The organism is Streptomyces celluloflavus (genome assembly GCA_000720995.1).
In the GTDB taxonomy this organism is placed as follows: domain Bacteria; phylum Actinomycetota; class Actinomycetes; order Streptomycetales; family Streptomycetaceae; genus Streptomyces; species Streptomyces celluloflavus.
On record JOEL01000065.1, the window covers coordinates 1 to 26,450 of the forward strand.

Sequence of the window (26,450 nt, forward strand, 5' to 3'; positions counted from 1 at the left end):
TCCGCCGGTCTGCGTTTCCGCCTTCCGGCTTCTTCGCTTTCTCACCGTACCAGATCCGTTTCCGTATCCGGCCCCCTGTGAGATCGGGGTCGGCCTTCCTGCTTTCGCTTTCCGGCCTTTCCGACTCTATCAGACCCGGTCCGTTCCGTTTCCGGTTCGAATTCGGTTCCGATTACCCGTCGGAGGGGCTTTGCCTTTCGGCGGATCCGACATTATCAGATTTCTCTGGGCCGGATTTCCGTCCCTTTCGGTAAAACCTGCGGACGCGGAAGCGTTCTGCGGTTCCCGTTCGGGCGGAGACGTAAACCTACTGGAGCGGGGCGCCCGGATGCAAATCCGGGCGCCCCGCTCCGCTTGGGCACGTGCGTACGACCCAGTGCGTCAGACCTCGACGACCACGGGAAGGATCATCGGGCGGCGGCGGTAGTTGTCCGACACCCACTTGCCGACCGAGCGGCGGACCAGCTGCTGGAGCTGGTGGGGCTCCGCGACGCCGTCCTGGGCCGACTTGGCCAGGGCCTCGTCGATCTTGGGGATCACCGCGGAGAAGGCCGCGTCGTCGATGCCGGAGCCGCGGGCCTGGAGGTGCGGACCGCCGACGATCTTGCCGGTGGTGCTGTCCACGACGACGAAGACCGAGATGATGCCTTCGTCGCCCAGGATGCGGCGGTCCTTGAGGTGGGCCTCCGTGACATCGCCGACCGAGAGGCCGTCGACGTAGACATAGCCCGCCTGGACCTTGCCGACGATCTTGGCGACGCCCTTGACCAGGTCGACCACGACGCCGTCCTCGGCGATCACAATCCGGTCCTTCGGTACTCCGGTCAGGGCACCCAGCTCGGCGTTGGCACGCAGGTGGCGCCATTCGCCGTGCACCGGCATCAGGTTCTTCGGCTTGCAGATGTTGTAGAAGTACAGCAGCTCGCCGGCCGAGGCGTGGCCCGAGACGTGGACCTTGGCGTTGCCCTTGTGGACGACGTCCGCGCCCCACCTGGTCAGGCCGTTGATCACGCGGTAGACCGCGTTCTCGTTCCCCGGGATGAGGGACGAGGCCAGGATGACCGTGTCGCCCGGGACGATCCGGATCTGGTGATCGCGGTTGGCCATCCGGGAGAGCGCGGCCATCGGCTCGCCCTGCGAGCCCGTGCAGACCAACACGACCTCGTCGTCGGGAAGGTCGTCGAGCGTCTTCACGTCGACGACCAGGCCGGCCGGGACCTTGAGATAGCCCAGCTCACGGGCGATACCCATGTTGCGGACCATCGAACGGCCGACGAAAGCGACCCGGCGGCCGTATTCGTGTGCCGCATCGAGGATCTGCTGGATGCGGTGCACATGGCTGGCGAAGCTGGCCACGATGATGCGCTTCTGGGCGTTCGCGAACACCTGGCGCAGCACGTTGGAGATGTCGCGCTCGGGCGGGACGAAGCCCGGGACCTCGGCGTTAGTGGAGTCGGAGAGGAGGAGGTCGATGCCCTCCTCGCCGAGCCTCGCGAAGGCGCGCAGGTCGGTGAGCCGGCGGTCCAGCGGCAGCTGGTCCATCTTGAAGTCACCGGTGTGCACGACCATGCCCGCGGGAGTGCGGATGGCCACCGCGAGGGCGTCCGGGATGGAGTGGTTGACCGCCACGAACTCGCAGTCGAAGGGGCCGATGCGCTCGGTGTGCCCCTCCTTGACCTCGAGGGTGTACGGGCGGATGCGGTGCTCCTGGAGCTTGGCCTCGATGAGCGCGAGGGTCAGCTTGGAGCCGATGAGGGGGATGTCCGGCTTCTCGCGCAGGAGGAACGGAACACCACCGATGTGGTCTTCGTGGCCGTGCGTGAGCACGATGCCGTCGATGTCGTCGAGGCGGTCCCTGATGGACGTGAAGTCCGGCAGGATCAGGTCGATTCCGGGCTGCTCCTCCTCGGGGAAAAGCACTCCGCAGTCGACGATCAGCAACCGGCCGCCGTATTCGAAGACCGTCATGTTGCGGCCGATTTCGCCCAGGCCGCCGAGGGGGGTGACCCGCAGGCCGCCCTTGGGGAGCTTCGGCGGACGGCCGAGCTCGGGATGCGGATGACTCAAAAGACTCTCCTCACCATGCGCGCCACGTGCCGACTCGGCACGTGGCGCGTATGACATTCGTGCACTTACTGTGTGGCGGTTGTTTGTCCGTGTTCAGTTGTGAAGTCTGTGGTTACAGCTGTACCCCGCCGGCGGCGAGATCTCGCCTGAGCTGCTCCGTCTCCTCCGGGGCGAGCTCCACCAGGGGCAGGCGGAGCGGCCCGGCGGGCAGTCCCTGGAGCGCGAGCGCGGCCTTGGTGGTGATGACGCCCTGGGTGCGGAACATGCCGGTGAAGACCGGCAGCAGCTTCTGGTGGATCTCGGTGGCCTTGGTGACGTCGCCGTTGAGGTGGGCGTCCAGCAGGGACCTCAGCTCGGGGGTGACGACATGCCCGACGACCGAGACGAAGCCGACGGCGCCGACCGAGAGGAGCGGGAGGTTGAGCATGTCGTCGCCGCTGTACCAGGCGAGGCCGGAGCGGGCGATCGCCCAGCTGGCGCGTCCGAGGTCGCCCTTGGCGTCCTTGTTGGCGACGATCCGCGGATGCTCGGCGAGCCGGACCATGGTCTCGGTGTTGATCGGGACACCGCTGCGGCCGGGGATGTCGTAGAGCATGACGGGCAGCTCGGTGGCGTCCGCGATCGCGGTGAAGTGCCGGAAGAGCCCTTCCTGCGGCGGCTTGCTGTAGTAGGGCGTCACCGCGAGCAGGCCGTGCGCCCCGGCGTCCTGGGCGGCGCGGGCGAGTTCCAGGCTGTGCCGGGTGTCGTTGGTGCCGGCTCCGGCGACGACAAAGGCGCGGTCTCCGACAGCGTCCACCACGGCGCGTACGAGCTGCGCTTTCTCCGCGTCGCTGGTGGTCGGGGACTCTCCGGTGGTGCCGTTGACGACGAGGCCGTCGTTGCCGGCGTCCACCAGGTGGGTGGCGAGCCGCTGCGCGCCGTCGAGGTCGAGGGCGCCATCCGCCGTGAACGGCGTGACCATGGCGGTCAGTACCCGCCCGAAGGGCGTTTGCGGTGTGGAAGTCGGAGCCATGGCACCCACGCTACTCGTAGCTCACCGCCGGATGCGCCTCCGGGGAGCAGGGAGGTGGACTCCGGCACTGCCTGCTCGGGGGTTCAAGCAGTGCCGGGTCCGTTTATTCAGCGTAGATGAAATTCGCAAAATGCCGCAATCCGGACACTTCACATGGCTGTGCTGCGCGCTGCGGTATCCGGCCCGCCGCCTGGCGATTTACGGAGCGACGCGGCCGTTCGCGTTGAATGCGCCGTACGTGAGCGGCATGAGCTTGGCCCAGTGGGCCTCCATCTGCTCGCCGACCATTTCGATCTCGCGCTGCGGGAAGGACGGCACGGCCGCCAGCTCGTGCTGGGTGCGCAGGCCCAGGAAGTGCATCAGGGAACGGGCGTTGCAGGTCGCGTACATGGAGGAGTACAGGCCGACGGGGAGCACCGCGCGGGCGACCTCGCGGGCGACACCGGCGGCGAGCATCTCCAGATACGCGTCGTACGCCCGGCGGTAGGTGTCCTCCATGACCCGGCCGGTGAGCTCGTGCTGGGCCTGGGTGCCCTCGACGAATTCGTACTTCCCGGGGCGGCCCTGCTGGACCAGCTTGCGGGACTCACCGGGGACGTAGAAGACCGGCTCCAGCTGGCGGTAGCGGCCGGACTCCTCGTTGTACGACCAGCCGACGCGGTGGCGCATGAACTCGCGGAAGACGAAGATCGGCGCGCTGATGAAGAAGGTCATCGAGTTGTGCTCGAAGGGGCTGCCGTGCCGGTCCCGCATGAGGAAGTTGATCAGGCCCTTGGAGCGCTCCGGGTCCTTCTGGAGCTCCTCCAGGGACTGCTCGCCGGCCGTGGAGACGCGGGCCGCCCACAGGACGTCGCTGTCGGCCGCGCTGTGCTTGACCAGCTCGACCGTCACCTCGCTCCGGAAACTGGCGGCTGCGCCCTCGGCGCTCTCGGCGGGTGTGTGGGACACCGGCGGTTCCTTCCGTTCGATCCTCGTGAGCGCCCAGCCTACGACCCGCCACTGACACTCCAGGAAATGCGGCGTGATGCCGCGTAGGGCACAAAACGGACCCCGGTGTCCAGGAGCGGAACGGCGGTTGATATTTTTCACAGAAGTCACTGAAAACGGGCACCAAACGGACGACTTAGACGTCTAACCCTGTGACAGTGCCCACTTCGAGGTTCCTAGGAGAGCCCGCTCATGTTCCGCCGGCGAGAGCCCGTCCCGTTCGCCTTCGTTGCCGAGGCAGACCGGTTCCGCAGCAATGTCAATCCCCCGCCGCGCGAGCGCGCGTCCCGTGCGCAGCTCGTGGGGCAGTCGATGATCACCCTGACGGTGGTGGGCGGCCTGGCCGGCGCCCTGCTGTTCGGGGTTCCCGCGCTTCAGCAGGACAGCTCCGGTACGAGCCGGGTGCAGCAGTCCGAGGCCGCACACCGCTGAACGGGCCGAGCGGGAGGAGCCGCCGAGTGGTTCCGCCCCGCGAGTCCCGATAGCCTCACCGGTCACAGCTTTCAACAGAGTGACCGTAAGTGAGGATCAGCCGTGCCCCTGCCCTTTTTGACGGCCGACCGCGATCTTGACTTCGACCACCGTGCGGCGGAATCGACTCCGCTGCCCCATGACGAGCCCGACCAATGGCGCCGTCCCTACCGCCCAGGACCATGGCGGGTAGGGGCGGCGGCGGTGTTTCTGCTGCTCGCCTCGTTCGTGATGCTCTCCGCGGTGATCATCGCGCTGGCCGGTTCGCTGCCCGGGGCGCTGGGCTGTCTGGCGGTGGCGGCGCTCGTGATCGCCTTCGCGGTGCGACTGCTGCGGATGGGTGTGTGGGTGAGCGCGAGCGGCCTGCGGCAGGTGGGGCTGCTGCGTACGACGACGGAGCCGTGGCGCGCCATCGCGGCGGTCCGTACCGTCCAGCAGCCGGTGCGCTGGCTGGGGCTGCCTCGGACCGTGCAGGGGCAGGCCCTGATCATCCACCGGGTGCAGGGCGAGCCGCTGCGGGTGCAGGTCACCGACCACAACGGTGACTTCCTGTCCCGTCCGGAGGCGTTCGAGCGGGCCGCGGATGTGCTGGAGGCGTGGGCGGCGGAGTACCGACCGTAGCAAGCGGAAACCCGAAGACTCCGAAAAACCGAAAGCGGAGAACGGCGCCGTCCGGCGGGACGTCGCGGGCCGGGAGCGGCACACCGCGGCCGTCCCGGCGGGCGCCGGAGCGGGCCCGTACGGATTCAGGTCCGTACGGGCCCGTTGTCGTGCAGGGCGATCGCGCGCTGCATGGCCTTACGGGCGCGCGGGGTGTCGCGGGCGTCGTGGTAGGCGACCGCGAGCCGGAACCAGGTACGCCAGTCGCCGGGCGCGTCCTCCGTCTCGGCCTGCCGCTTGGCGAAGACCTCGTCGGCCGAGTCGCGGTCGATCCGGCCGCCGGGGGTACGCCGCAGCTCGTCGACCGGCAGCCCGCCCTCGGCCTCCAGTTCGCGCGCCAGGATGCCGGCCTTGCGGGCGAACTGGGTGGTGTGCCAGAGGAACCAGAGGCCGATGAACGGCAGGATCAGGACGGCGACTCCGAAGGCGACGGTGAGCACGGTGCCCTGCTCGATGAGCATGACACCGCGGCTGCCGACGAGGACGAAGTAGACGACCAGCACCGCCGCGAGGACGAAATAGGTGATCTTTGCGCGCACGGTCGGTTCTGCCCGTCAGCCCAGGTCGAGGAAGTTTTCCAGGCCCACCGTCAGGCCCGGAGTGGTCACCACGCGGCGCACGCCGAGCAGGATGCCCGGCATGAAGCTGCTGTGGTGCAGGGAGTCGTGGCGGATGGTGAGGGTCTCCCCCACCCCGCCGAACAGCACCTCCTGGTGCGCGAGCAGTCCGCGCAGCCGTACGGAGTGGACCGGGATGCCGTCGACGTCCGCGCCGCGGGCGCCGTCCAGCGCCGTGCTGGTGGCGTCCGGCTGGGCCGGGCTGCCGGCCGCCGCGCGGGCCTCGGCGATCAGATGCGCCGTACGGGCCGCCGTACCGGACGGGGCGTCCGCCTTGTTCGGGTGGTGCAGCTCGATGACCTCGGCCGATTCGAAGAAGCGGGCCGCCTGCTGGGCGAACCGCATGGTCAGCACCGCGCCGAGGGAGAAGTTCGGCGCGATCAGCAGACCCGTGGCGGGTGACGCGGCGAGCTGCTCGCGCAGCGTCGCGAGGCGCTCCTCGGTCCAGCCGGTGGTGCCGACGACCCCGTGGATGCCGTGGGCCAGGCAGAAGGCGAGGTTGCCCATCACCGAGTCGGGGTGGGTCAGGTCGACGGCGACCTGGGTGCCCGACGCGGTCAGCTCGTCGAGCGCGCTGTCCCGGTCCAGGGCGGCCACCAGCTCCATGTCCTCGGCTGCCTCGACGGCGCGTACGGCCTCGGAGCCGATGCGTCCGTGGGCGCCCAGCACCGCCACCCGCAGCTTGCTGCTCATCTCGCTACTCTCCTCGTTTCCGGTCTTCCTGCTCGCGGCACCGGGCATCGGCCGCCCGGTGCCGCCGTTGCCCGCTCTCAGGCCACCGTCTCCCGGAGGCGGTCGGCCTGCCGGTCCTTGAGCGGACCGATGACGGACAGCGAGGGCCGTCCGCCCAGTACATCGCGGGCCACCTCGCGCACCTCGTCCGGGGTCACCGCGGCGATCCGGTCGAGCATCTCGTCGACCGACATCTGCTCGCCCCAGCACAGCTCGCTCTTGCCGAGGCGGTGCATCAGCGCGCCGGTGTCCTCCAGGCCGAGGACCATGGAGCCGCGGAGCTGGCCGATCGAGCGGCGGATCTCGTCGTCGGTGAGGCCGTCGGAGGCCACCTTGTCGAGTTCCTCGCGGCAGATCCCGAGCACGTCGTGGACCTGGCCGGGGCGGCAGCCCGCGTACACGCCGAACAGCCCGCAGTCGGCGAAGCCCGAGGTGTACGAGTACACGCTGTAGGCCAGGCCGCGCTTCTCGCGGACCTCCTGGAAGAGGCGGGAGCTCATCCCGCCGCCCAGGGCGCTGTTCAGCACGCTCATCGCCCAGCGCCGGTCGTCTGTACGGGCCATACCGGGCATCCCGAGGATGACATGGGCCTGTTCGGTCTTGCGGTTGAGGAGTTCGACGGCGCCGGCGGTGCGGATGGTGCGGGTGCCGGCGCGCGGGGCGACCGGGGTGGCTGCGGAGCCGTCCAGGGCACCGGCCTGCTCGAAGGCGCGGCGGACGAGCCGGACGACCTTGGTGTGGTCGACATTGCCCGCGGCCGTGACGACGAGGTGCGTCGGGTCGTAGTGCTTCTTGTAGAAGCGGCGGATGCGCTCGGGGGTGAGGGCGTTGACCGTGTCGACGGTGCCCAGGACCGGGCGGCCGAGCGGGGTGTCCCCGAGCATGGTGTGCGTGAACAGGTCGTGCACGCAGTCGCCCGGGTCGTCCTCGGTCATCGCGATCTCTTCGAGGACGACATTGCGCTCGGCGTCGACGTCCTCGGCCTCGATCAGCGAGCCGGTGAGCATGTCGCACACCACGTCGATGGCGAGCGGCAGATCGCTGTCCAGCACCCGCGCGTAGTAGCAGGTGTACTCCTTCGCGGTGAAGGCGTTCATCTCGCCGCCGACCGCGTCGATGGCGGCGGAGATGTCCAGTGCGCTGCGCCGTTCGGTGCCCTTGAAGAGCAGGTGCTCCAGGTAGTGCGTGGCGCCGTTGAGGGAGGGGGTCTCGTCGCGGGAGCCGACGTGCGCCCAGATCCCGAAGGTGACCGAGCGGACCGACGGCAGTGTCTCGGTGACGATGCGCAGACCGCCCGGAAGGGTCGTCCTGCGGACCGTACCGGCACCCGCGGTGCCCTTGAGAAGCGTTTGGGTACGGGCGACGGCCCGCCCCTCCGAAGAGGGGCGGGCCGTCGCACGGTGGGTACGGGACGTCACTTGGCGGTGTCGTCCTTCTTGTCGTCGCCGTCCTCGCCCTCGATCACGGGGATCAGGGAGAGCTTGCCGCGCTGGTCGATCTCGGCGATCTCGACCTGCACCTTGGCGCCGACCGCGAGCACGTCCTCGACGTTCTCCACGCGCTTGCCACCGGCGAGCTTGCGGATCTGCGAGATGTGCAGCAGGCCGTCCTTGCCCGGGAGCAGGGACACGAACGCACCGAAGGTGGTGGTCTTGACGACCGTGCCCAGGTAGCGCTCGCCGACCTCCGGCATGGTCGGGTTGGCGATGCCGTTGATCGTGGCGCGGGCGGCCTCGGCGGCCGGACCGTCGGCGGCACCGATGTAGATGGTGCCGTCGTCCTCGATCGTGATGTCGGCGCCGGTGTCCTCCTGGATCTGGTTGATCATCTTGCCCTTGGGGCCGATGACCTCACCGATCTTGTCCACGGGGATCTTGACGGTGATGATCCGCGGGGCGTTCGGGGACATCTCGTCCGGCACGTCGATGGCCTCGTTCATCACATCGAGGATGTGCAGACGGGCGTCGCGGGCCTGCTTCAGCGCGGCGGCCAGGACCGAGGCGGGGATGCCGTCGAGCTTGGTGTCGAGCTGGAGCGCGGTGACGAACTGCTTGGTGCCGGCGACCTTGAAGTCCATGTCGCCGAAGGCGTCCTCCGCACCGAGGATGTCGGTGAGGGCGACGTAGTGCGTCTGGCCGTCGATCTCCTGGGAGATCAGGCCCATGGCGATACCGGCGACCGGGGCCTTGAGGGGCACACCGGCGTTCAGCAGCGACATGGTCGAGGCGCAGACCGAGCCCATGGACGTCGAGCCGTTGGAGCCCAGCGCCTCGGAGACCTGGCGGATCGCGTAGGGGAACTCCTCGCGGGTCGGCAGCACCGGCACGATGGCGCGCTCGGCCAGCGCGCCGTGGCCGATCTCGCGGCGCTTGGGCGAGCCCACGCGGCCGGTCTCGCCGACCGAGTACGGCGGGAAGTTGTAGTTGTGCATGTAGCGCTTGCGGGTCACCGGGGAGAGGGTGTCCAGCTGCTGCTCCATGCGGAGCATGTTGAGGGTGGTGACGCCCAGGATCTGGGTCTCGCCACGCTCGAACAGGGCGGAACCGTGCACCCGCGGGATCGCCTCGACCTCGGCGGCGAGCGTACGGATGTCCGTGACGCCGCGGCCGTCGATGCGGACCTTGTCCTTGATGACGCGCTCGCGCACCAGGGACTTGGTCAGCGCGCGGTAGGCGGCGGAGATCTCGCGCTCGCGGCCCTCGAACTGCGGGAGCAGCTTCTCGGCGGCCAGCGCCTTGACGCGGTCCAGCTCGGCCTCGCGGTCCTGCTTGCCGGCGATGGTCAGCGCCTGGGCGAGCTCGCCCTTGACGGCGGCGGTCAGCGCCTCCAGGACGTCGTCCTGGAAGTCGAGGAAGACCGGGAACTCGCCGGTCGGCTTCGCGGCCTTGGCGGCGAGGTCGGCCTGGGCCTTGCAGAGCACCTTGATGAAGGGCTTGGCGGCTTCCAGACCGGCGGCCACGACCTCTTCGGTCGGCGCCTCGGCACCGTCCTTGACCAGCTGGATGGTCTTCTCGGTGGCCTCGGCCTCGACCATCATGATCGCGACGTCGCCGTCGGGCAGCACCCGGCCGGCCACGACCATGTCGAAGACGGCGTTCTCCAGCTCGGTGTGGGTCGGGAACGCGACCCACTGGCCGTCGATCAGCGCGACACGGGTGCCGCCGACCGGGCCGGAGAAGGGCAGGCCGGCCAGCTGCGTGGAGCAGGAGGCGGCGTTGATGGCGACCACGTCGTAGAGGTGGTCGGGGTTGAGCGCCATGATCGTCTCGACGATCTGGATCTCGTTGCGCAGGCCCTTCTTGAAGGAGGGGCGCAGCGGCCGGTCGATGAGCCGGCAGGTCAGGATGGCGTCCTCGGAGGGACGGCCCTCACGGCGGAAGAAGGAACCGGGGATCTTCCCGGCTGCGTACATCCGCTCCTCGACGTCGACGGTCAGCGGGAAGAAGTCCAGCTGGTCCTTCGGGTTCTTGGAAGCGGTGGTGGCCGACAGCACCATGGTGTCGTCGTCCAGGTACGCCACGGCGGAACCGGCGGCCTGCTTGGCCAGGCGGCCCGTCTCGAAGCGGATGGTGCGGGTGCCGAAGGAGCCGTTGTCGATCACGGCTTCGGCGTAGTGGGTCTCGTTCTCCACCAGGAATATCTCCTCGTCTGCGTCCGCCGCCCGTGTGGCGGCGGACCGTCTGCGGCGGAGCGCCGTGCGGGCCGGTCTTCGATCGAAGCACCCGGTGTGATGCCGCATGGTGTCGTCCATGAGCCACCCGGGGGCCACTACCGAGGACCGGCGGCCAGGAAGCGCTCCACCCATTCGCTTTTGCGATATGGCACCAGACTACAAAGCTTCCGTCCACCGCGTGATGGTGGAAGCGTCCGGTACGTACGGCAAAGGGAGCGGCCCCCGGTGGGAACCGCTCCCTTTACGGCGTCTTACTTGGCGCCCGCCGCGCCGCGGCGGATGCCGAGGCGCTCGACCAGCGCACGGAAGCGCACGATGTCCTTCTTCGCCAGGTACTGGAGCAGGCGGCGGCGCTGGCCGACCAGCAGCAGCAGGCCCCGGCGGGAGTGGTGGTCGTGCTTGTGCATCTTGAGGTGCTCGGTCAGGTCCGAGATGCGGCGGGAGAGCATCGCCACCTGAACCTCGGGGGAACCGGTGTCACCCTCCTTGGTGGCGAACTCGGCCATGATCTGCTTCTTCGTAGCGGCGTCGAGCGACACGCGGTACTCCTCAGTGTGTGGTTTCGGCCCGTGAGCGCCCCTGGATTTGCCGCACAGGGAATCTTTGATGACTCGATCAGGCCGTCGCCCAGAGTACCAGCTGAAAACAGCCCCCCGACCAGGTGGTCGGGGGGCCGCCATGCGAGTGAGCGGGGCCGTCGCTAATTGCCGGTGAGGCCGCGCACGGTCGCGTACACATCAAGGACCGCCAGGCAGAGCGGCACCAGGGACAGCAGGACCAGACCGTCGAAGACGTCGAAGATCCGGCCCCAGAAGGGGGTGACGCCCTTGCGCGGGACGATCAGCCCCACGCCGACCAGGAGGGCGGCGCCGGCCGCGATGCTGGCGGAGAACCAGACCGTGCGGATGTTCAGCGGACCGGAGTCGCCGAACTTGCCGAGCTCGATGAAGATGTCGAGCGGCGGGTGCAGCGCGATGCCCAGGATGAGCAGGACGACCGTGAGGATGCCGGCGATGGTCAGGCAGGCGACCTGCGCGGTGTAGTCGAAGAGCCGGGCGCGGAGCATGATCGTGATGCCCGCGGCCAGCGCCATCAGCTGGGCCCAGCCGTTGTCCGAGAAGCCCAGGACCACGCCGGCCGAGCCGACGACCAGGGCGGAGCAGCCGGCGACGAGGCCGAGCAGCAGCTCGTGGCCGCGGCGGGCCTGGTTGCCGATCTTGACGAAGTCGACCGACTCGGTCTCGCCGGGCCGCTCGCCGTCGTAGGAGCCCTTGGCGATCTGGTCGGGCGACTTGTAGCCGATGGGCAGCCGGGCGAACCGCGCGGAGAGTCCCGGCAGCCAGGCGACCAGGGCGATGGCGACGGCGGCGGTGACGGCGGCGACCTCGCGGGGCGCGGCGTCGGTGAGGATCGCGGCGAAGACCGCGAGGGTGCCGATGGCGGAGAGGAAGGCGGCCGCGACGAAGGGCGCGTCGCCGCGCGGCAGCAGGACCACCAGGAGCACGGAGGCGATCAGTACGGTCACGCAGCCGACGAGGAGGTGCAGCCGGCCGGGGCCGGAGCCCGCCTCCACCGGGAAGATGCCGGAGCCGGCGAGCAGCAGATGCGGCAGGGCGGCGAGACCCAGGGCGATGGACGAGCCGTGGTCGTCGTAGACCCGGGCGCGGACGCCGGCCAGGGCGACCAGGACGATGCCGGTGACGCCCGCGATGATGCCGGGCAGCCGGTGCATATCGCGGTCGACCGGATTGGAGAACCAGAGCGCGAACGCCATCATCACGAGCAGCAGCACGCCGGCGGTGAGGCCGACGAAGTTCATGAGGTCGTCGCTCCAGCGGTTGCGGTTGCGCTTGACCGCGGAGGCGACGGCGTCCGAGACGTCGTCGAAGACCGGGAGGGGCAGCGATTCGGCGAACGGCTTCAGCAGGAGGAGGTCGCCGTCCAGGATCTGCTGCTGGGCGAGCGACTGACCGGCGTCGAGTACGGTGCCGTCGCGGCGCACCAGGTGGTAGCCGGTGGGGGCGCCCTCCGCCTGGGACTGTCCGGAGAGCCGCAGGATCTCCGGATAAATGTCGACGAGTGCGACGTCCTCCGGCAGTGCCACATCGATCCGTGCGTCCGGCGCGGCGACGGTGACCCGGCAGAAGCCGGTGCCTGTGCTCGTACTCACCTGGCGGTTCCCCCTATCCGTTGGGTGTTCTGTTCGCGTGCGCGCCCTATATACGGAGAGCCGTTGTACGGGCCGTGTCCTGAGCCGCGTGTGGAGCCGTCGTCACAGGGCCGGGCGCGCTCGCGGGGCGTCAGCGTACCGTCCGGTTCGGCGGCTGCCCCACCCACCCCGAAACTTGACTACTCACAGTAGGATCAACGCCTGCGTCGGGCCAAGGACTTGGCTCGGGGGACCGTCAGACCAACGGGGGCGGTCCGAGACTGCGAGATGCATGAAGGACTGATGCCTCGGTGAGCGTTGTCATCGTCAAGCGCCCGCCCCGCGCGCTGCCACCCGAACTTCCCGGTGAGGAGGTGATGCTGGAAGCGCCTCCGGAACTCCCCCGCGAGGGCGAGCAGGAGAACATGCTGATGATGTTCATGCCCATGATGGGCATGGGGTCGTCGGCGGCCTTCCTCTTCATGGGCGGCCAGCCGTTCATGAAGATCATGGGCGGCGTCATGGTGGTGTCGACTCTGGCGATGGCGATCGTACAGATCGTCAAGGCCCGGCAGGGGCCTTCCGGACAAATGCTCCAGGAACGCCAGGACTACCTCAAGTACCTTACCCAGAAACGGAAAGAGGTACGGCGCACCGCCCGCAAGCAGCGCGACGCCCAGCTGTTCACGCACCCCGAACCGGGCCAGCTGTGGTCGATCGTGGCCGAGGGCAAGCGGGTGTGGGAGCGCCGGGCGAGCGATCCGGACTTCGCGCAGGTCCGGCTGGGGCTGGGTCCGCAGCAACTGGCCACGCCGCTGAAGGCGCCGGAGACCGCGCCGATCGACGAGCTGGAGCCCCTCACCGCACACGCGATGAAGGAGTTCCTCGACAAGCACGGGCATCTGGAGAACCTGCCGCTGGCGGTCTCGCTGCGCGCCTTCTACCACCTGACGGTCTCCGGTGACCCGGACACCGTCTACGGCACCTCGCGCGCGATCCTCGCCCAGCTGTGCACGCTGCACTCGCCCGAGGACCTGGTGGTGGCGGTCGTCGCCTCGCCCGGTGCGCAGGCGGAGTGGGAGTGGACCAAGTGGCTGCCGCAGGTCCAGCACAAGTCCGTGGACGGCGCCGGCTCGCGACGGCTGGTCGTCGGGGACCTCGGTGAGATAGAGGAGCTGCTGGCGGACGAGCTGGACGGCCGCGGGCGGTTCAACCCGCAGGGCGTTCCGGTGAGCGACACCCCGCACGTGGTGATCGTGCTGGACGCCGGCGAGGTGCCGATGGACTCGGTGATCGCCGGGGCCGAGGGCCTGCAGGGCGTCACCATCCTTGAGGTCGTACCGGGCGATCTGGACGAGATCCGCGGCGGTCTGGCCGTGCAGGTGTGGCCGGGCAAGCTGGTGCTGGAGTCGGCGAGCGGCGCGGTCTACAACGGCGTCTGCGACACCCTGTCGATCCCCGAGGCGGAGGCGCTGGCGCGTCAGCTCGCGCCGCTGCGGGCCGGTTCGGGTGCGGACGGCGAGGAGCCGCTGCTGTCCAACCTGGACTTCACGGACCTGATGAACATCGGCGACGCCGGTTCCGTCGATGTGTCGCGTACGTGGCGGCCGCGCACGCTGCACGAGCGGCTGCGGGTGCCGATCGGTGTCGACAAGGACGGCCAGCCCGTCATGCTCGACATCAAGGAGGCTTCGCAGGAGGGCATGGGCCCGCACGGGCTGTGTGTCGGTGCGACCGGTTCCGGCAAGTCGGAGGTGCTGCGCACCCTGGTGCTCGCCCTCGCGGTCACCCACTCCTCGGAGACCCTCAACTTCATCCTCGCGGACTTCAAGGGCGGCGCCACCTTCACCGGGATGTCCGAGATGCCGCACGTCGCGGCGGTGATCACCAACCTCGCCGACGACGTCAGCCTGATCGACCGCATGCGCGACTCCATCACCGGTGAGCTCCAGCGCCGTCAGGAACTGCTGCGCTCGGCGGGCAACTACGCCAACATCACCGACTACGAGAAGGCGCGTGCCGCGGGTGCCCCGCTGGACCCGCTGCCGTCGCTGGTGATGGTGCTCGACGAGTTCTCCGAGCTGCTGACCGCCAAGCCCGACTTCATCGACATGTTCATCCAGATCGGCCGGATCGGCCGGTCGATGGGTGTGCACATGCTGCTCGCCTCGCAGCGTCTGGAGGAGGGCAAGCTGCGCGGTCTGGACACCTTCCTCTCGTACCGGCTGGGTCTGCGGACGTTCTCCGCGGCCGAGTCGCGTACCGCGATCGGTGTGCCGGACGCGTACCACCTGCCGAACGTCCCCGGTTCCGGCATCCTCAAGTACGACACCGAGACGATGGTCCAGTTCAAGGCCGCGTATGTCTCGGGGCCCTACCGCGGGCCCGGCGCCGGCGGGGGCGGGGGCGGCAGCCGTACGAACCGGCAGCCGGTGCCGTTCACGGCGGCGCCGGTCGTCGAGCAGATCATCGAGGAGCCCGGTCCCGTCGAGCCGGCCGAACCGCAGCAGGACGACGCGCTGGCCGACACGGTGCTGGACGTCATCGTGCAGCGGATGCAGGGCCAGGGCCCGCCGGCGCACCAGGTGTGGCTGCCCCCGCTGGACGAGTCGCCGACCGTCAACCAGCTGCTCCCGGCGCTCGCGGTCACCCCCGAGCGGGGCGTGCACGCACCCGAGTACACCGCGCTCGGCAAGCTCGTGGTGCCGGTCGCGCTGGTGGACAAGCCGTTCGAGCAGCGGCGTGACGTGATGTACCTGGACTTCTCCGCGGGCGCCGGTCACGGCCTGGTCGTGGGTGGTCCGCAGTCCGGTAAGTCGACGCTGATCCGGTCCGCCATCGCCGCGTTCGCGCTGACCCACACCCCGGCCGAAGTGCAGTTCTACTGCCTGGACTTCGGCGGCGGCGGCATGCTCGCGCTGGAGGGGCTGCCGCACGTCGGCGGCGTCGCCTCGCGACTGGACGCGGAGAAGGTGCGCCGCACGGTCGCCGAGGTCGTCGGCATCCTCAACGAGCGTGAGGAGTTCTTCCGCGCGAACACCATCGACTCCATGGGGACCTACCGCCAGCGGCGGGCCGCGGGCGCCTTCCCCGACCAGAAGTGGGGCGACGTCTTCCTGGTCATCGACGGCTGGGGCACGTTCAAGACCGACTACGAGCAGCTCGACCCGGTGATCCTGGACATCGCCGGCCGCGGTCTCGGTTTCGGTATCCACCTCATCGTCGGCGGCTCGCGGTACACGGAGGTACGGCCCGCGCTGCGCGACCAGCTCCTCAACCGTGTCGAGCTGCGCCTGGGCGACCCGATGGAGTCGGAGTTCGACCGCAAGCGCGCGGAGAACGTCCCGATGGGCAAGCCCGGCCGCGGTATGTCCCCCGAGAAGCTGGACTTCCTGGCCGCGCTGCCGCGCCTGGACGGGATGAGCGACACGGAGTCGCTCAGCGACGGCATGGCGAATCTGGTGGCGACGGTCAGCGAGCACTGGCAGGGCGAGCCCGCTCCCAAGGTGCGGATGCTGCCGACGCTGCTGCACGTCAACGAGCTGCCCAAGGGCAGCGACTTCCCGGAGCACGGCATCGCGATCGGTGTCGACGAGACGACGCTGTCGCCGGCGTTCATCGACTTCGAGACCGATCCGCTGCTGGTCATCTACGGCGAGAGCGAATCGGGCAAGTCCTCGCTGCTGCGCCTGCTGACGAAGCAGATCGCCGAGCGCTACCCGCAGGAGAAGGCGCTGATGGTGGTCTCCGACTACCGTCGCGCGCTGCTCGGCGAGGTCCCGGAGAGCCATGTGTACAAGTACTGCGCCGCGGGGCCGCAGCTGCAGGAGGTCATCAGCGGTCTGGCCGGTTCGCTGGGCCGCCGGATGCCGGGCCCGGACGTCACACCGGAGCAGCTGCGCAACCGCAGCTGGTACGACCTGCCGGACGCGTTCGTGATCGTGGACGACTACGACCTGGTGGCGACCAGCAGCGGCAACCCGCTCCAGCCGCTGCTGGAGTACCTGCCGTTCGCCCGTGACCTGGGTCTGCGCCTGATCCTGGCGCGCAGCTCGTCGGGGGCCGGCCGGTCCTCGTTCGAGCCGGTGATGCAGCGCACCAAGGAGCTTGGTGCGCAGGGTCTGATCCTCTCCGGTGACCCGGGTGAGGGCCCGCTGATGGGCAACATCAAGGCGCAGAAGCTGACGCCCGGCCGGGCGCACTTCATCACGCGTAAGCGTGGCGCGCAGCTGGTCCAGACGGGCTGGCTGCCGGCGAACGGCCGCTGACCGGCCGTCCGGAACCACCACGGCGGTGGGGCGCCCCTCCTGGAAGGGGCGCCCCACCGCCGTTTCGTGTGTCCGCCGTGGCGGCGGGCCGGGGCGCGGGGCCCGGGTCAGCCGAAGGCGCCGTGCCGGCCGACGTCCGGTCCGGACCCCTCGGCCGGCGCGGAGCCGCCCCGGGGCCCGGCGGCATCGGGCGGGGTGCTCGCCGCGCCGCCGGCCGCGGCTGTCCGGTCCGACCGGGGCCGCTGTTCCGGCGGGTCCGTCCGCCGCGGCCCGGCCGCCGGATCCTGCCCGCCGGCCGGATCCGCGCCGGGCGGGCCCGTCCGTACGCCCTTGGCGATGCCCTCGCCGCCGCGCGGCCGCGCCCCCCTGGCGTCGTCCGCCCCCGGCGGTCCGAACGGGTCGGGCCCCTGCGGCGCCGTCGAAGCCGCCCATTCCTGGCGTACGGGCGGCCGTTGGCCCTGGCCGCCCCCGCCGCCGCGCTTGCCGAACGCGCCGCCCAGGGAGGAGGCGAGCTGGCCGAGGGCCATGAAGCCGTACGCGGCGTCGGTGCCCGAGGACCGCGCGCCCTGGGCGGAGTCGTCCACGGGCGGTGCGCCGTGGTCCGTCCCGTCCCCGGCGGCGGCGGGGGGCGCGGCGGCGGCCGTCTCCAGTTCCGCAGCGGCCAGTTCGAACGCGGGCAGGGAATCCTCGACGGACCGCTTCAGGCGGTGCCAGTCCGCGGCGAACGCCTCGCCCGCCGGGCCGTGCCAGTTGGCGGACGTGGCGTCGCCGACGTGCCGGTCCAGACCGCGGACGAGTCCGTCGAGGTGCTGGCCCATGTCCCGCCAGCCGGCCGCCGCCTCGTGCAGGGCCTCCGGGTTGCGCCGCGCCGTCACCGGATGCTCCGCACCGTCTCGGCCAGCTCTTCCTCGGTCGCCCGGGTGTTCGCGGCGGTCTCCTGGATACCGCCGCCCACCTCGGCGAGCCGCTCCTGCAGATGGCCGAGGGCGCGCTCGGCCGCTTCGTACAGCTCACGGAACGGCTGGGCCGCCTCATGGCTGCCGAAGCCGTCGCGCAGCGCCTCCGCGTCCGCTTTCCGTCGGAATGCGGTCAGCTGCCGCCCCAGATCATCCGCGTATATCTCGAAAGTCGCACCGAGTTTGTGCAACGCATCGGTACTGATCCGGACCTCATCGGACACCTTTTCTCCCCCAATTCACTGACGGCGGACTGCCGGACACCGCCACAGGTCTAGCACACCCGCATGCGGCCCGAAGTCCCGCCGAACGGCCGGCGAGCGGAGTGCGGAATACATGCGGATCAATGGGCGGCAATACCGACAACCCCGCCTTGACCTCATGTGCGTGCGGTGCGTGCCCCGTCATTAGACTCAGGACGCCGGTGCAGCACACGCGGTTGCTGCGCCACCACGTTCAAGGGGGCAGAGATGAGCAGTGAGCGGCAGATCCAGGACGAGGACCTGATGGACGTCGCCCAGGATCCGGAGCAGGCGCACCGGCTGCGGAAAGCACTCAGGACACTGGCGGACAACCCCCATGTCGGGGGCAAGCTCCAGGAGATGGCCCAGGAGGTGCTCGCCGGGCGGATCGGTATGCGGGACGCCATCCAGACGCCGGGCTACATGGACGCGCTGGGCGACCGGATGAACGAGATCCGGCGCGCGGCGGAGGACCAGACCCAGGCGGAGCGGGAGGCGTCGCGCGAGCAGTTCGCCGCCTGGCAGAAGCAGCAGGACGAGCAGGAGGACAAGGAGCGCGCCGAGCGCGACGGTCCCACCGGCAACATCGTCAGCACACCGCGGCGCGGCGGCGCCGGTCACCGGGGCTGACGACCGCCGCGTATACGGGGCCGGTTCCGCCACGGGCGGCGAACCGGCCCTGTATACGTGACCCGTTCACGTACGCATACCCCGTACGGAAGGAAATGGATGGCCGGACCGGGTAATCGGGCACCGGCCACGGGATATCGCCCGGTCCATTCCTTCCGGGCCCCTCCGGTGTTTCCGGTCCTTTCCCCCCTTCCGTTCTCTCCGCGCCCTGCGCTCCTTTTCCGTACGGAGTGGTCCCGTTTTTGGCGCACATCTGCGGACGGGGAGCGGGCCGGGCGCGGTCCGCGTGGTTTCCGTCACCGCACCGAGTTCCGGCGCCGGTCCGGATTCCGGTCCGGTCCGGCGCCGATTCCGATTCCGGTTCCGGAACCGCCGTACCCCGGGGGCGCCCGGAGCGCGTCCCGGATCATAGGATCTGCCGGGCAGAGACAGGAATCCACGACGCGGGAGGGCGGTATTCATGGGGGACGGGGACGCCGTGAACACCTCGGGCCGGGAACGGGCCGACACGGCCGGATACGCACCGCATCCGTACATCGGCGGCCGCACCGCCGTGCTCCGCGCGCTCGCGGCCTGGCGGATGCGGTGGCCCGGTGCGCCCCGCGTCGTCGTGCTCACCGGCAGCCCGGGGAGCGGGCGTTCGCGGCTGGTCACCGGTTTCCTGATGCTGTGCGACCCCGAGTACCGCGAGCGGCTGCCGCTGGACGACCTGGATCCGGCCACCGTGCCACCGGACCTCCCGCCGCCCGCCGTACCGAGCCCCGTCGGGCGCACCGCGGCCCAGGTGCTGTGGACCCTCGCCGACCACTTCGGCCTGCCGGCCGTCGGCGCGGACGACGTCTTCACCGGACTCGGCGCTCGTGCGGAGCCCGTGACGATCGTGGTGCCCGACGTGGACACGGCCGGTCCGGTACGGGCCGCGCACGAACCCGCCCGCCTGGTACGGGACGTACTCGTCCCGCTCGCCGCCACCGGCACCGTCCAGCTGCTCGCCGACGTACCGCGCGAACTGGCCGCCGAGCTCGCCGGATCGCTGCCGGCCGGGCAGGCGCAGCTCATCGACCTCGACGACCCCGAGTGGGCCGACCCCGAGGGACTTGTGCGGCACGCCGAGACCGCGCTCACCCCGTCCGCGGGCGCCACCGCGCCCCCGTACACCGCCGATCCGGCCGCCCGCCGGGCGCTCGCCGAGACGATGGCCCGGCGTGCCGGAGGGAGCCGGCTGACCGTCCAGCTCGCCGTCCGGTCGCTGCTGGCGCACCCCGCGGGCTTCGATCCGGCGGACGCGTCCCAGCTGCCGGGGAGCGTCGGCGAGGCGCTCGATCTGCACGCCCGCCGGCTGGGGGCGGATCCGCGGACCCTGCGGCTGATGCTGGCGCCGCTGGCGTTCGCCGAGGGCGAGGGGCTGCCCGTCCAGCTGTGGGGCGCGCTGGCGGACGCCGTCGCCGGACGGGACATGAGCCGGGACCTCGCCGAAGGCATGCTGCTCACCGCCCCGTTCGTCCAGCCTGTCGAGACGGCGGGGGCGGACGAGGCGGCGGACGGTCCCGGCGCCGGGGCGGCGGGGAGCGGGGCCGACGTGGCCGCGGGCGAGGGCCGCACGGTGCTGCGCCTGACGCACCCCGGGCTCGCCGAGGAGATCCGCGCCGGCCTGCCGGACGCCCGCGATGCGCAGACCAGGATCGCGATGGCGCTGCTGGCGGCCGTGCCCGGTCAGGACTGGTCCCGGGCCGATCCGTACCTCCGCGACCATCTCGCGGCGCACACTCTCGACGCCGGTCTGCTCCCCCAGCTCCTCACCGACCCGGGCCTGTTCACCCACGCCGATCCGGTGTCGCTGCGGGCCGCCGTCGAGGCCGTACCGTTCGACGCGCTGGGTGCCCCGGCCCGTACGTATCTGCGTACCGCTCCCCTGCTCACCCGTATCCGGGCGTCGGCCGGTATGCGTGCGGCGCTGCTGGAGACCGCGTTCGTGGAGGACGGGCTGACGCCGTACGCCGAGGTGCTGCACGGCCTCGGTCTGGATCTGCCGTGGCGCACGCTGTGGAGCGTGCCGCTCCCCGGGGTGGCCGGGGTGACGGTCGGGGCGCTCCCCGGGCAGGGCGGGGACGGTACGGAAGCGGTGGGAGCGGCGGAGGGTTCGGCCGCGGTGTCGGCCGCCCGTCCGGTGGTCGCGCTTCTCGTCCCGGAGGGCACGCCCGGCTCGCGTCCGGCGGGCAGCGGCGGCGGTCCGGCGCTGCTCGTCCACGATCTGCTGCGGCCGGAGTACGTCGACGCCGACCCGGCACGGGTGCTGACCCCCTCGGACGAGGCGCGGGCGGCGGGGCCGCTCGGGCTCAGCCGCGGCTCCGACTATCTGCGGGTGTGGTCCCGGGAGAGCGGGGAGGTGGTGGCCGCCCTGATCTCCGACACCCCCTTCACCGGCGCCGACCTGTCGCCGGACGGTGTCCTCGTCGTCGCCACGGGACGCGGCGTGACCGCCCGGCAGATCACCGCGGCCGGAGCGCCGGCCACGCCCGCGGCCGGTCCCACCGTGCCCGTCCAGTCCGCCCGCGTCCCGGACGCCGGCGCTTCCCACGGCCTCGAAGGAGACCCCTCGTGATCACCCAGGCGCAGGCCCACGCCATCGCCGCCCGCTGGCTCAACCCCGAGGGGCGGCAGGGCCCGCCGCGCGAGGTCGCCATGCGGGAGTTCGACCTCGGCTGGGTGGTGTGGGAGGTACCGCCGTTCTCATCGGGAGCGCCGTCCCTCCCGCCTCAGGAGGCCGTTGCCACGGCGGCGGAGGCTGCGGGCGGAGCCGGCGGCGCGGCGGCCGGTACCGCGATGGCCACCGCCGCGTACGGCGTCGTCGACCGGACGTCGGGCGAGCTGACGGTCTGGCCGTCCGCACCGGTCGACGACATCGTGCGGAGGTATCGGCACGAGCGCGGTACCGGGACGGGCCCGGCTCCGGCGGCCGCGCCCGCCTCCCCCGCGGAGCCGCCGGTCACCGGCCCCGGCAACACGGCCGTCGCCACCTACCGCGACCCGTCCACCGGCGAGGTGACGACCCTCGCCCGTGTCTCGGCCCCGGGCCTGCCGCCCGCCGAGTACCGGCTCGCCGACGAGCTGCGGCAGCTGGGCGTACGCGGCGAGGACGTGTCGGCGGTGCACACCGATCTGCGGCCCGCGCCGCTGCCCGGCGGTTACCCCGCCGACTTCGTCGTCCGGGCCTTCCCCAACGCCGCGTTCACCTGCACCGAGGGCTACGGCCCGCGGCCCGAGGAGCGCGCCGCGGGCGTCGCAGGGCTGCTGCGGCACATCGAGCTGACGTATCAGCTGGCGGGCCGGCCGGCACCGCCGCGGCCGCACCGGGTGCCGGTCCCCCGGCACGTCACGGCCGCGGAACCGATGAGTGACGCGGCGCTCGGCGAGCACCTCGTGGAGGTCTTCGGGCCAGGGGGTGTGGTGCGGCCGGACGCCGACGCCCTCGCCGCGACGCCGTTGCCCGGAGCCACGCGGGAGACCCTGCTCGGGGCCGGACTGCCCGTCCTGGTGCCGTACTTCTTCACGGCGGACCGCGCCGACGACCCGCCGGCCGGGGGGCTGTTCACCGATGCGGCCACCCATCTGCGGGAGGTCGGCACCGAGGCCCGGGAAGCGACGCTGGAGGCCCTCGCCGGTTATGTACGGCTCGGTACGGACGGGGCCTGCGCGATCGCGGTGCGGTGCACGGCGCCGGAAGCGCACCAGAGCCTGCTCGGCACCGTCTGGGCGGTCCGTCCATCGTCCGGCGGCGGCCGGTTCGTCAACCGCACGCTCGCCGCGTATGCGCGCTCACTCGCCCTGCTGGTCGCCACCCGGCACCAGCTGCGGGGCATGGATCCGTACGCGGCGGGTGCGGCGGTCGCCGCCTTCCAGGAGCGGCTCGCGGCGATCGACCCCTGGGCGCTGGACGACGACGGCAACTGGTGGTCGCTGGTTCTCGACCAGATGTGGCACGGGTTGTTCTGAACGGGTTGTTCTGAACGGGTTGTTCTGAACGGGTTGTTCTGAACGGGTTGTTCTGAACGGGTTGTTCTGAACGGGTTGTTCTTCGCCCGGGTGGGCTCGGGCTGTTCCGATTGCTCCTCGCGCAAGGGGGCCCGGTTCGTTCCCACCGGATGTCGCTCATATGGGGCGCGGGTTGCGCCGACCGGATGCCGCTCCGCTCCCCCACGGGTCGCTCCGGTTCCTCAGGGCAACAGCAGCCAGTCCGCGGCCAGTGCTGCCGCCAGGCCGATGCCCAGCAGCCACGTCCCCAGCCGGGTACGCCCGTTCCGGCTGAGTTCGATCACGATGCCGCAGAGCACCAGCGCGGCTCCGTAGACCCCGACCACCAGCACCGACGTACGACTCGCCAGGCGCACCACGAGCACCAGCGCCATCGCGGCCATCAGTACCGAGGCCAGGACGATCCGTATCCGCCGGGCCTGCCGAGGCGTCACCCCCGGGGGCGTCTCCTCCTCCACACCGCTCTCGGAAAGGGACTGTTCATCACCGGGTGCGTCCATGGGCGGGAATGCTACGGGACGGGCCACCGACGGGGAGCTCCGCTACCGAAAGCAGATCCAACTCACCCCGGAATGCGCACAGTTGTTGCCACGTCGGCATCCCGGCCGGGCATGGGAGCGCGGGACGTCGACTGTCGCGCCCGTCGTGCCCGCCGGCTTGGGCGCGGCGGCCTGGGCGCGGCGGCCTGGGCGCGGCGGGCACGATGCGATGTCGACAGGGTCGGTCGATACGGTCAGCGGTCAGCGGTCAGCGGTCAGCGGTCAGCGGTCAGCCGAAGACGGAGCGGACGTCCTCGCCGTCGCCTCCCCTGACGTGCTGCACACCCTTTTCCGCATGCTTCGAGGCGGCATCCTTGCCCGCCTCCTTCGCCTGGTCCACGAGACGGTCCCGATGCGTGGCGGGGTCGGCGAGGCTGGCCACGCCGCCTTCCCTCTCGCCCTGGTCGTTCTTGCTGCCCGTGAAATATTCGCCGGGCTTGAGCTGACCGTCCTCGTATGTGCCGAACTGCTTGCCGAATTCTTCTTTGGCCCCCTCGGCAGTCTCCCCGAGGTCGATTCCCTTACGGGCCCCGAAGTTCGTCTCCACGCCCTGCTGGATGACGTTCTGGCCGGCGCTCTTGGCGATGTCCTTGGCCTTTTCCTTGGCCGGGTCCACGATGACTTCCTTGGCCGTCTTCTTCGCGTAGTCCTTTGCGAAGTCCTTGACCTGGTGCTTCATGAAGTCCGAGGCAATCTTCTTGATGCCCTTGGTCGCAGCCTCTTCCATCGCCTTGGTAACGGCCTGGATAACCTTCCGCTTCATCTCGTCGAACAGCCGCCGGACGATCAGGCGGGTCGCCTGGGTCGCGCCGAGCGCGCCCGCTTCCGAGAGTCCGAGTGTGAACGGCGCGGCGGCCTGTGCGGCGATGATCTCCGTGGCGAGGATGACGAGTTGGACGATCACCTCGATCTTGGCCGCGAGGACTTCCGCCGCGGCCACCTCGAAGGCCACCCCGATCACTTCCGCGGCGATCTGCGCTTCGGCCAGATACGCGCCGGGCCCGCCGGAAAAGTCACGCCAACTGTCCGTGAATGCCTCAACGGCCTGCCCGGAGTTGGCCGATACGACCGCCTGCGCGGCCGAACTGCCCCGATTCTCCGTCTGCCCGACCTGCGAGGCGAACTCCAGCCATGCCTGTCCGCACTCGATGAGCTTCTCTTCATCCGCCTCGGGCCAGGTGTACCCGAGGAGATCAAGAACCCATACGACCTCGCCGGGAAGCGTCAATGCCACAGCGGTCATCCCCCGTACCGTGAAAGAGAGTTAAAGAAAGTCAAGGAGCTTGAAAGAGAACGAGAGGGAGCGAAAGAGAGTTATGGACAGCTCTGAGCAGATCACTCAATGAATTCATTTACCGAGGGCGGTCGGCCATTCGATCGTCCGACTACTCGGCCGTTCGACCACTCGGCCGTCGTTCCCACACCCCCGGCACGGGGGCCTCGCCCACGAATCCTTGTCGCGCTACACAGTGGGCGGGGTGACGTAGCTGATCACCTGGACGTTGTCCAGGTCGGACGCCTCGTAACCCTTACCCATTTCCTGAAGGTTGTCGCCCATACCCTCAAGCCGTTTACCGAGCGAGTCCATGGACGTGAACATGCCGTCCCGCACAGGTTCGTAGACCGTCTCGAAAGCGTCAGCGAAGTCGGCACCGGTCCACGGCTTGCCGAGGCCGTTCAGCGTGTCCTGCAACTTCTTGGAGGCGCTACCGAATTCGGTGCCGATACCGACGAACTCCGCCCCTTGTTGCTTCAACACCGCCGGATCGACATCAAATGCCTTACCGTCCATCACGTCCCCCTGTCCGTCGCGCACACGCCGCCGGCATGAATGACCTACGCTTCACCCGTATCCGGCACACCCGCCGGGATCCACATCCGGCCGAGCACCCAATGACCAATGTCACGATTCTGGCGCGATCTTAAGTGCTCCTGATCGTGTCACGCCAACGCCGGGCATCGCAACCGCGGTTGGCCCACGCTATCGGCCGGGGTCAGACCATCCGCCGCCGATTGACACATGGCAGGGGAAAGCCGAGAGTCGGAGCCCTGCGGAGTAAGGAGCCGACGGGGCGCATAACGCACTTCCCCCTGCCGTACACACCGGCATCTTGCGGTGCGTACGGCGCGAACGTACCGAATTCTGCGGAATGCCATATACCGCTCTCCAGGAGCCTCAGCCGGGAAGGGAACCGCCACCGTGGCGCAGTTGGACGAGAATGACACCACCCCACCGAGTCGTCGGATGCTGCTCTCGGCGGGGCGAGTGATCGGAGCCGGCCTCCTGCTCGCCGGGTTGCTGATAGGCGGCCTCACCGTCCGCTCCGTGCTCGACAAAGGCAACTACCAGCACGACAACGGGGTGCTGACGGTGGACGAGTGCCGCACCTCCCTGGAGCGCTCTCGCTCACGCCATCAGCAGCATGTGGTGCGGCATGTCAGCTGCACCGGGACCTTCCGGTTCGACGCGTCGTCCAAGCCCCCTCTCGCCGACATCACGGTCGAGACGGGGAGGGAAGTGGAGCCCGGCACAGAACTCGACGTCGTGAAGTCGAGCCACTCCTTCGAACTCGTCGAGGATCAGAACAAATCGACGGTCTTCATGGCGGCGTTCGGCAGTCTGCTCGCAGTGGCGGCCGGGGCATTCTGCCTCCTCACCGGATTCGGCGGCCGACGGGGGCCACGCTTCCAGCCCGCATGGGCGGCACTTCCCTCAGGACGGGTGACCCGGCCCCTCCTGGCCGTGGTCGGCGGCATCGGCATTGCGGGAACCGCGGTGTCGCTCATCGTGTACAAGTTCGTCTCATGACGTGGCGAACCGTGCTGACGGCATTCGCCCGGCCCCGCGACCGCGACACGCCTCGGCGCCTGCCGGGCCGCTTTTTCGGGCTCGTACTGATCGCGCTCTCCCTGAGCTTCGGCGTCTATTTCATCGACCAAGCGCTCCTCGCCACGGGGAATAAGGGCACTCACGGAACTTTCACCGTCGTGCGGTGCGCGGAGGACCTCCAGACCGGGCATTCGGGCCGGTCCACCCGTATACGGGGCTTCACCTGTACCGGCACCTTCCGTCCGGCCGACAGCGGCACAAGCCCAGACCCTTCGGCAGAGTTCCCTTCGCAGTCCATGCGAGAAGCGGGCGACGAGGTAGCCGTCCAATGGGACGGAACGTTCTATACGCGCACCGGAGGAGAAGCCGCCTGGAGCGCGGTCACCGGTGCCTTCGTCACCCTCATCACGCTCACGGCAGGAGCTTTCTGCCTTCTCACCGGATTCGGCGGCCGCTGGGGGCCACGGTTCAGCGACTGCTGGGAACTGATGCCTTCCGGAGCCGTCCTGCGCCCCGTATTCCTCTCCTTCGCGGGAGTCGGTCTCATCGGCGCAGTCGTCTTCTTCTGCCTCCAGTAGTCAGGTA

General features: G+C 70.0%; 22 protein-coding genes. 8 read left to right on the forward strand and 14 right to left on the reverse strand.

Features of this window, described 5'->3' with window-relative positions:
- Positions 1 to 381: 381 nt before the first annotated feature.
- From IH09_RS32975 to thyX, 3 genes are all read right to left on the reverse strand, one after another.
- Positions 382 to 2,067: a ribonuclease J gene (locus IH09_RS32975; protein WP_052861233.1), complete on the reverse strand. Its 1,686-nt coding sequence runs from the start codon at positions 2,065 to 2,067 to the stop codon at positions 382 to 384.
- 112 nt (positions 2,068 to 2,179) lie between these two features.
- Positions 2,180 to 3,079 carry a 4-hydroxy-tetrahydrodipicolinate synthase gene (gene dapA / locus IH09_RS32980; protein ID WP_052861273.1) on the reverse strand — a complete coding sequence of 300 codons (900 nt, stop codon included), beginning with the start codon at positions 3,077 to 3,079 and terminating at the stop codon, positions 2,180 to 2,182.
- A 198-nt stretch (positions 3,080 to 3,277) separates the two neighbouring features.
- Positions 3,278 to 4,027, reverse strand: a complete 750-nt coding sequence (gene thyX, locus IH09_RS32985; RefSeq protein WP_052861234.1) for an FAD-dependent thymidylate synthase — start codon at positions 4,025 to 4,027, stop codon at positions 3,278 to 3,280.
- A gap of 231 nt (positions 4,028 to 4,258) precedes the next feature.
- On the opposite strand from thyX, the gene IH09_RS32990 reads away from it, so the two are divergent.
- Together IH09_RS32990 and IH09_RS32995 are read left to right on the forward strand one after the other, a co-directional pair.
- On the forward strand, positions 4,259 to 4,498 hold the full coding sequence (locus tag IH09_RS32990; RefSeq protein WP_052861235.1) for a hypothetical protein: 240 nt from the start codon (positions 4,259 to 4,261) through the stop codon (positions 4,496 to 4,498).
- A 102-nt stretch (positions 4,499 to 4,600) separates the two neighbouring features.
- Complete coding sequence (locus tag IH09_RS32995; protein WP_052861236.1) at positions 4,601 to 5,158, forward strand: phage holin family protein; 558 nt, start codon at positions 4,601 to 4,603, stop codon at positions 5,156 to 5,158.
- Positions 5,159 to 5,283: 125 nt separating this feature from the next.
- On the opposite strand, the gene IH09_RS33000 is transcribed toward IH09_RS32995, so the two are convergent.
- The 6 genes from IH09_RS33000 to eccD form a co-directional block, all read right to left on the reverse strand.
- Positions 5,284 to 5,736 carry a tetratricopeptide repeat protein gene (locus IH09_RS33000; protein ID WP_052861237.1) on the reverse strand — a complete coding sequence of 151 codons (453 nt, stop codon included), beginning with the start codon at positions 5,734 to 5,736 and terminating at the stop codon, positions 5,284 to 5,286.
- 15 nt (positions 5,737 to 5,751) lie between these two features.
- On the reverse strand, positions 5,752 to 6,507 hold the full coding sequence (gene dapB, locus IH09_RS33005) for a 4-hydroxy-tetrahydrodipicolinate reductase (protein ID WP_052861238.1): 756 nt from the start codon (positions 6,505 to 6,507) through the stop codon (positions 5,752 to 5,754).
- Between the two features lie 77 nt (positions 6,508 to 6,584).
- On the reverse strand, positions 6,585 to 7,964 hold the full coding sequence (locus IH09_RS33010) for a M16 family metallopeptidase (protein WP_052861239.1): 1,380 nt from the start codon (positions 7,962 to 7,964) through the stop codon (positions 6,585 to 6,587).
- Entirely contained in the window at positions 7,961 to 10,177 is a 2,217-nt protein-coding gene (locus IH09_RS33015) for a polyribonucleotide nucleotidyltransferase (protein WP_052861274.1), read from the reverse strand. The genes IH09_RS33010 and IH09_RS33015 overlap by 4 nt, the downstream gene beginning before the upstream one ends.
- Before the next feature lie 293 nt (positions 10,178 to 10,470).
- On the reverse strand, positions 10,471 to 10,758 hold the full coding sequence (gene rpsO / locus IH09_RS33020) for a 30S ribosomal protein S15 (RefSeq protein ID WP_052861240.1): 288 nt from the start codon (positions 10,756 to 10,758) through the stop codon (positions 10,471 to 10,473).
- A 161-nt stretch (positions 10,759 to 10,919) separates the two neighbouring features.
- The gene (eccD, locus tag IH09_RS33025) at positions 10,920 to 12,389 is read right to left on the reverse strand and encodes a type VII secretion integral membrane protein EccD (protein ID WP_052861241.1); all 1,470 of its coding nucleotides are present in this window, start codon (positions 12,387 to 12,389) and stop codon (positions 10,920 to 10,922) included.
- 290 nt (positions 12,390 to 12,679) lie between these two features.
- On the opposite strand from eccD, the gene eccCa reads away from it, so the two are divergent.
- Positions 12,680 to 16,636 (forward strand): type VII secretion protein EccCa, encoded by a 3,957-nt coding sequence (gene eccCa / locus IH09_RS33030; protein ID WP_052861242.1) that lies wholly within the window; start codon positions 12,680 to 12,682, stop codon positions 16,634 to 16,636.
- A 107-nt stretch (positions 16,637 to 16,743) separates the two neighbouring features.
- On the opposite strand, the gene IH09_RS33035 is transcribed toward eccCa, so the two are convergent.
- Entirely contained in the window at positions 16,744 to 17,511 is a 768-nt protein-coding gene (locus IH09_RS33035; protein WP_052861243.1) for a WXG100 family type VII secretion target, read from the reverse strand.
- Positions 17,508 to 17,816 carry a hypothetical protein gene (locus IH09_RS33040; protein WP_052861244.1) on the reverse strand — a complete coding sequence of 103 codons (309 nt, stop codon included), beginning with the start codon at positions 17,814 to 17,816 and terminating at the stop codon, positions 17,508 to 17,510. The genes IH09_RS33035 and IH09_RS33040 overlap by 4 nt, the downstream gene beginning before the upstream one ends.
- Before the next feature lie 246 nt (positions 17,817 to 18,062).
- On the opposite strand from IH09_RS33040, the gene IH09_RS33045 reads away from it, so the two are divergent.
- From IH09_RS33045 to IH09_RS33055, 3 genes are all read left to right on the forward strand, one after another.
- The gene (locus tag IH09_RS33045; protein ID WP_052861245.1) at positions 18,063 to 18,464 is read left to right on the forward strand and encodes a hypothetical protein; all 402 of its coding nucleotides are present in this window, start codon (positions 18,063 to 18,065) and stop codon (positions 18,462 to 18,464) included.
- Positions 18,465 to 18,924: 460 nt separating this feature from the next.
- Complete coding sequence (locus tag IH09_RS33050; protein ID WP_052861246.1) at positions 18,925 to 21,066, forward strand: hypothetical protein; 2,142 nt, start codon at positions 18,925 to 18,927, stop codon at positions 21,064 to 21,066.
- Entirely contained in the window at positions 21,063 to 22,457 is a 1,395-nt protein-coding gene (locus IH09_RS33055) for an SUKH-4 family immunity protein (RefSeq protein ID WP_052861247.1), read from the forward strand. Before IH09_RS33050 ends, IH09_RS33055 begins: the two co-directional genes overlap by 4 nt.
- A 221-nt stretch (positions 22,458 to 22,678) precedes the next feature.
- Here IH09_RS33055 and IH09_RS33060 read toward each other — a convergent pair whose 3' ends face one another.
- From IH09_RS33060 to IH09_RS33070, 3 genes are all read right to left on the reverse strand, one after another.
- Positions 22,679 to 22,996, reverse strand: a complete 318-nt coding sequence (locus IH09_RS33060; RefSeq protein ID WP_052861248.1) for a hypothetical protein — start codon at positions 22,994 to 22,996, stop codon at positions 22,679 to 22,681.
- A gap of 268 nt (positions 22,997 to 23,264) precedes the next feature.
- Positions 23,265 to 24,278 (reverse strand): WXG100-like domain-containing protein, encoded by a 1,014-nt coding sequence (locus IH09_RS33065; RefSeq protein ID WP_110952744.1) that lies wholly within the window; start codon positions 24,276 to 24,278, stop codon positions 23,265 to 23,267.
- 219 nt (positions 24,279 to 24,497) lie between these two features.
- Positions 24,498 to 24,827, reverse strand: a complete 330-nt coding sequence (locus tag IH09_RS33070; RefSeq protein WP_052861276.1) for a WXG100 family type VII secretion target — start codon at positions 24,825 to 24,827, stop codon at positions 24,498 to 24,500.
- Between the two features lie 417 nt (positions 24,828 to 25,244).
- Between IH09_RS33070 and IH09_RS33075 the strand changes: the two genes are divergently transcribed.
- Entirely contained in the window at positions 25,245 to 25,844 is a 600-nt protein-coding gene (locus IH09_RS33075) for a hypothetical protein (RefSeq protein ID WP_190233482.1), read from the forward strand.
- Positions 25,841 to 26,443 (forward strand): hypothetical protein, encoded by a 603-nt coding sequence (locus IH09_RS33080; RefSeq protein ID WP_052861250.1) that lies wholly within the window; start codon positions 25,841 to 25,843, stop codon positions 26,441 to 26,443. Before IH09_RS33075 ends, IH09_RS33080 begins: the two co-directional genes overlap by 4 nt.
- The last annotated feature ends 7 nt before the right edge of the window (positions 26,444 to 26,450 follow it).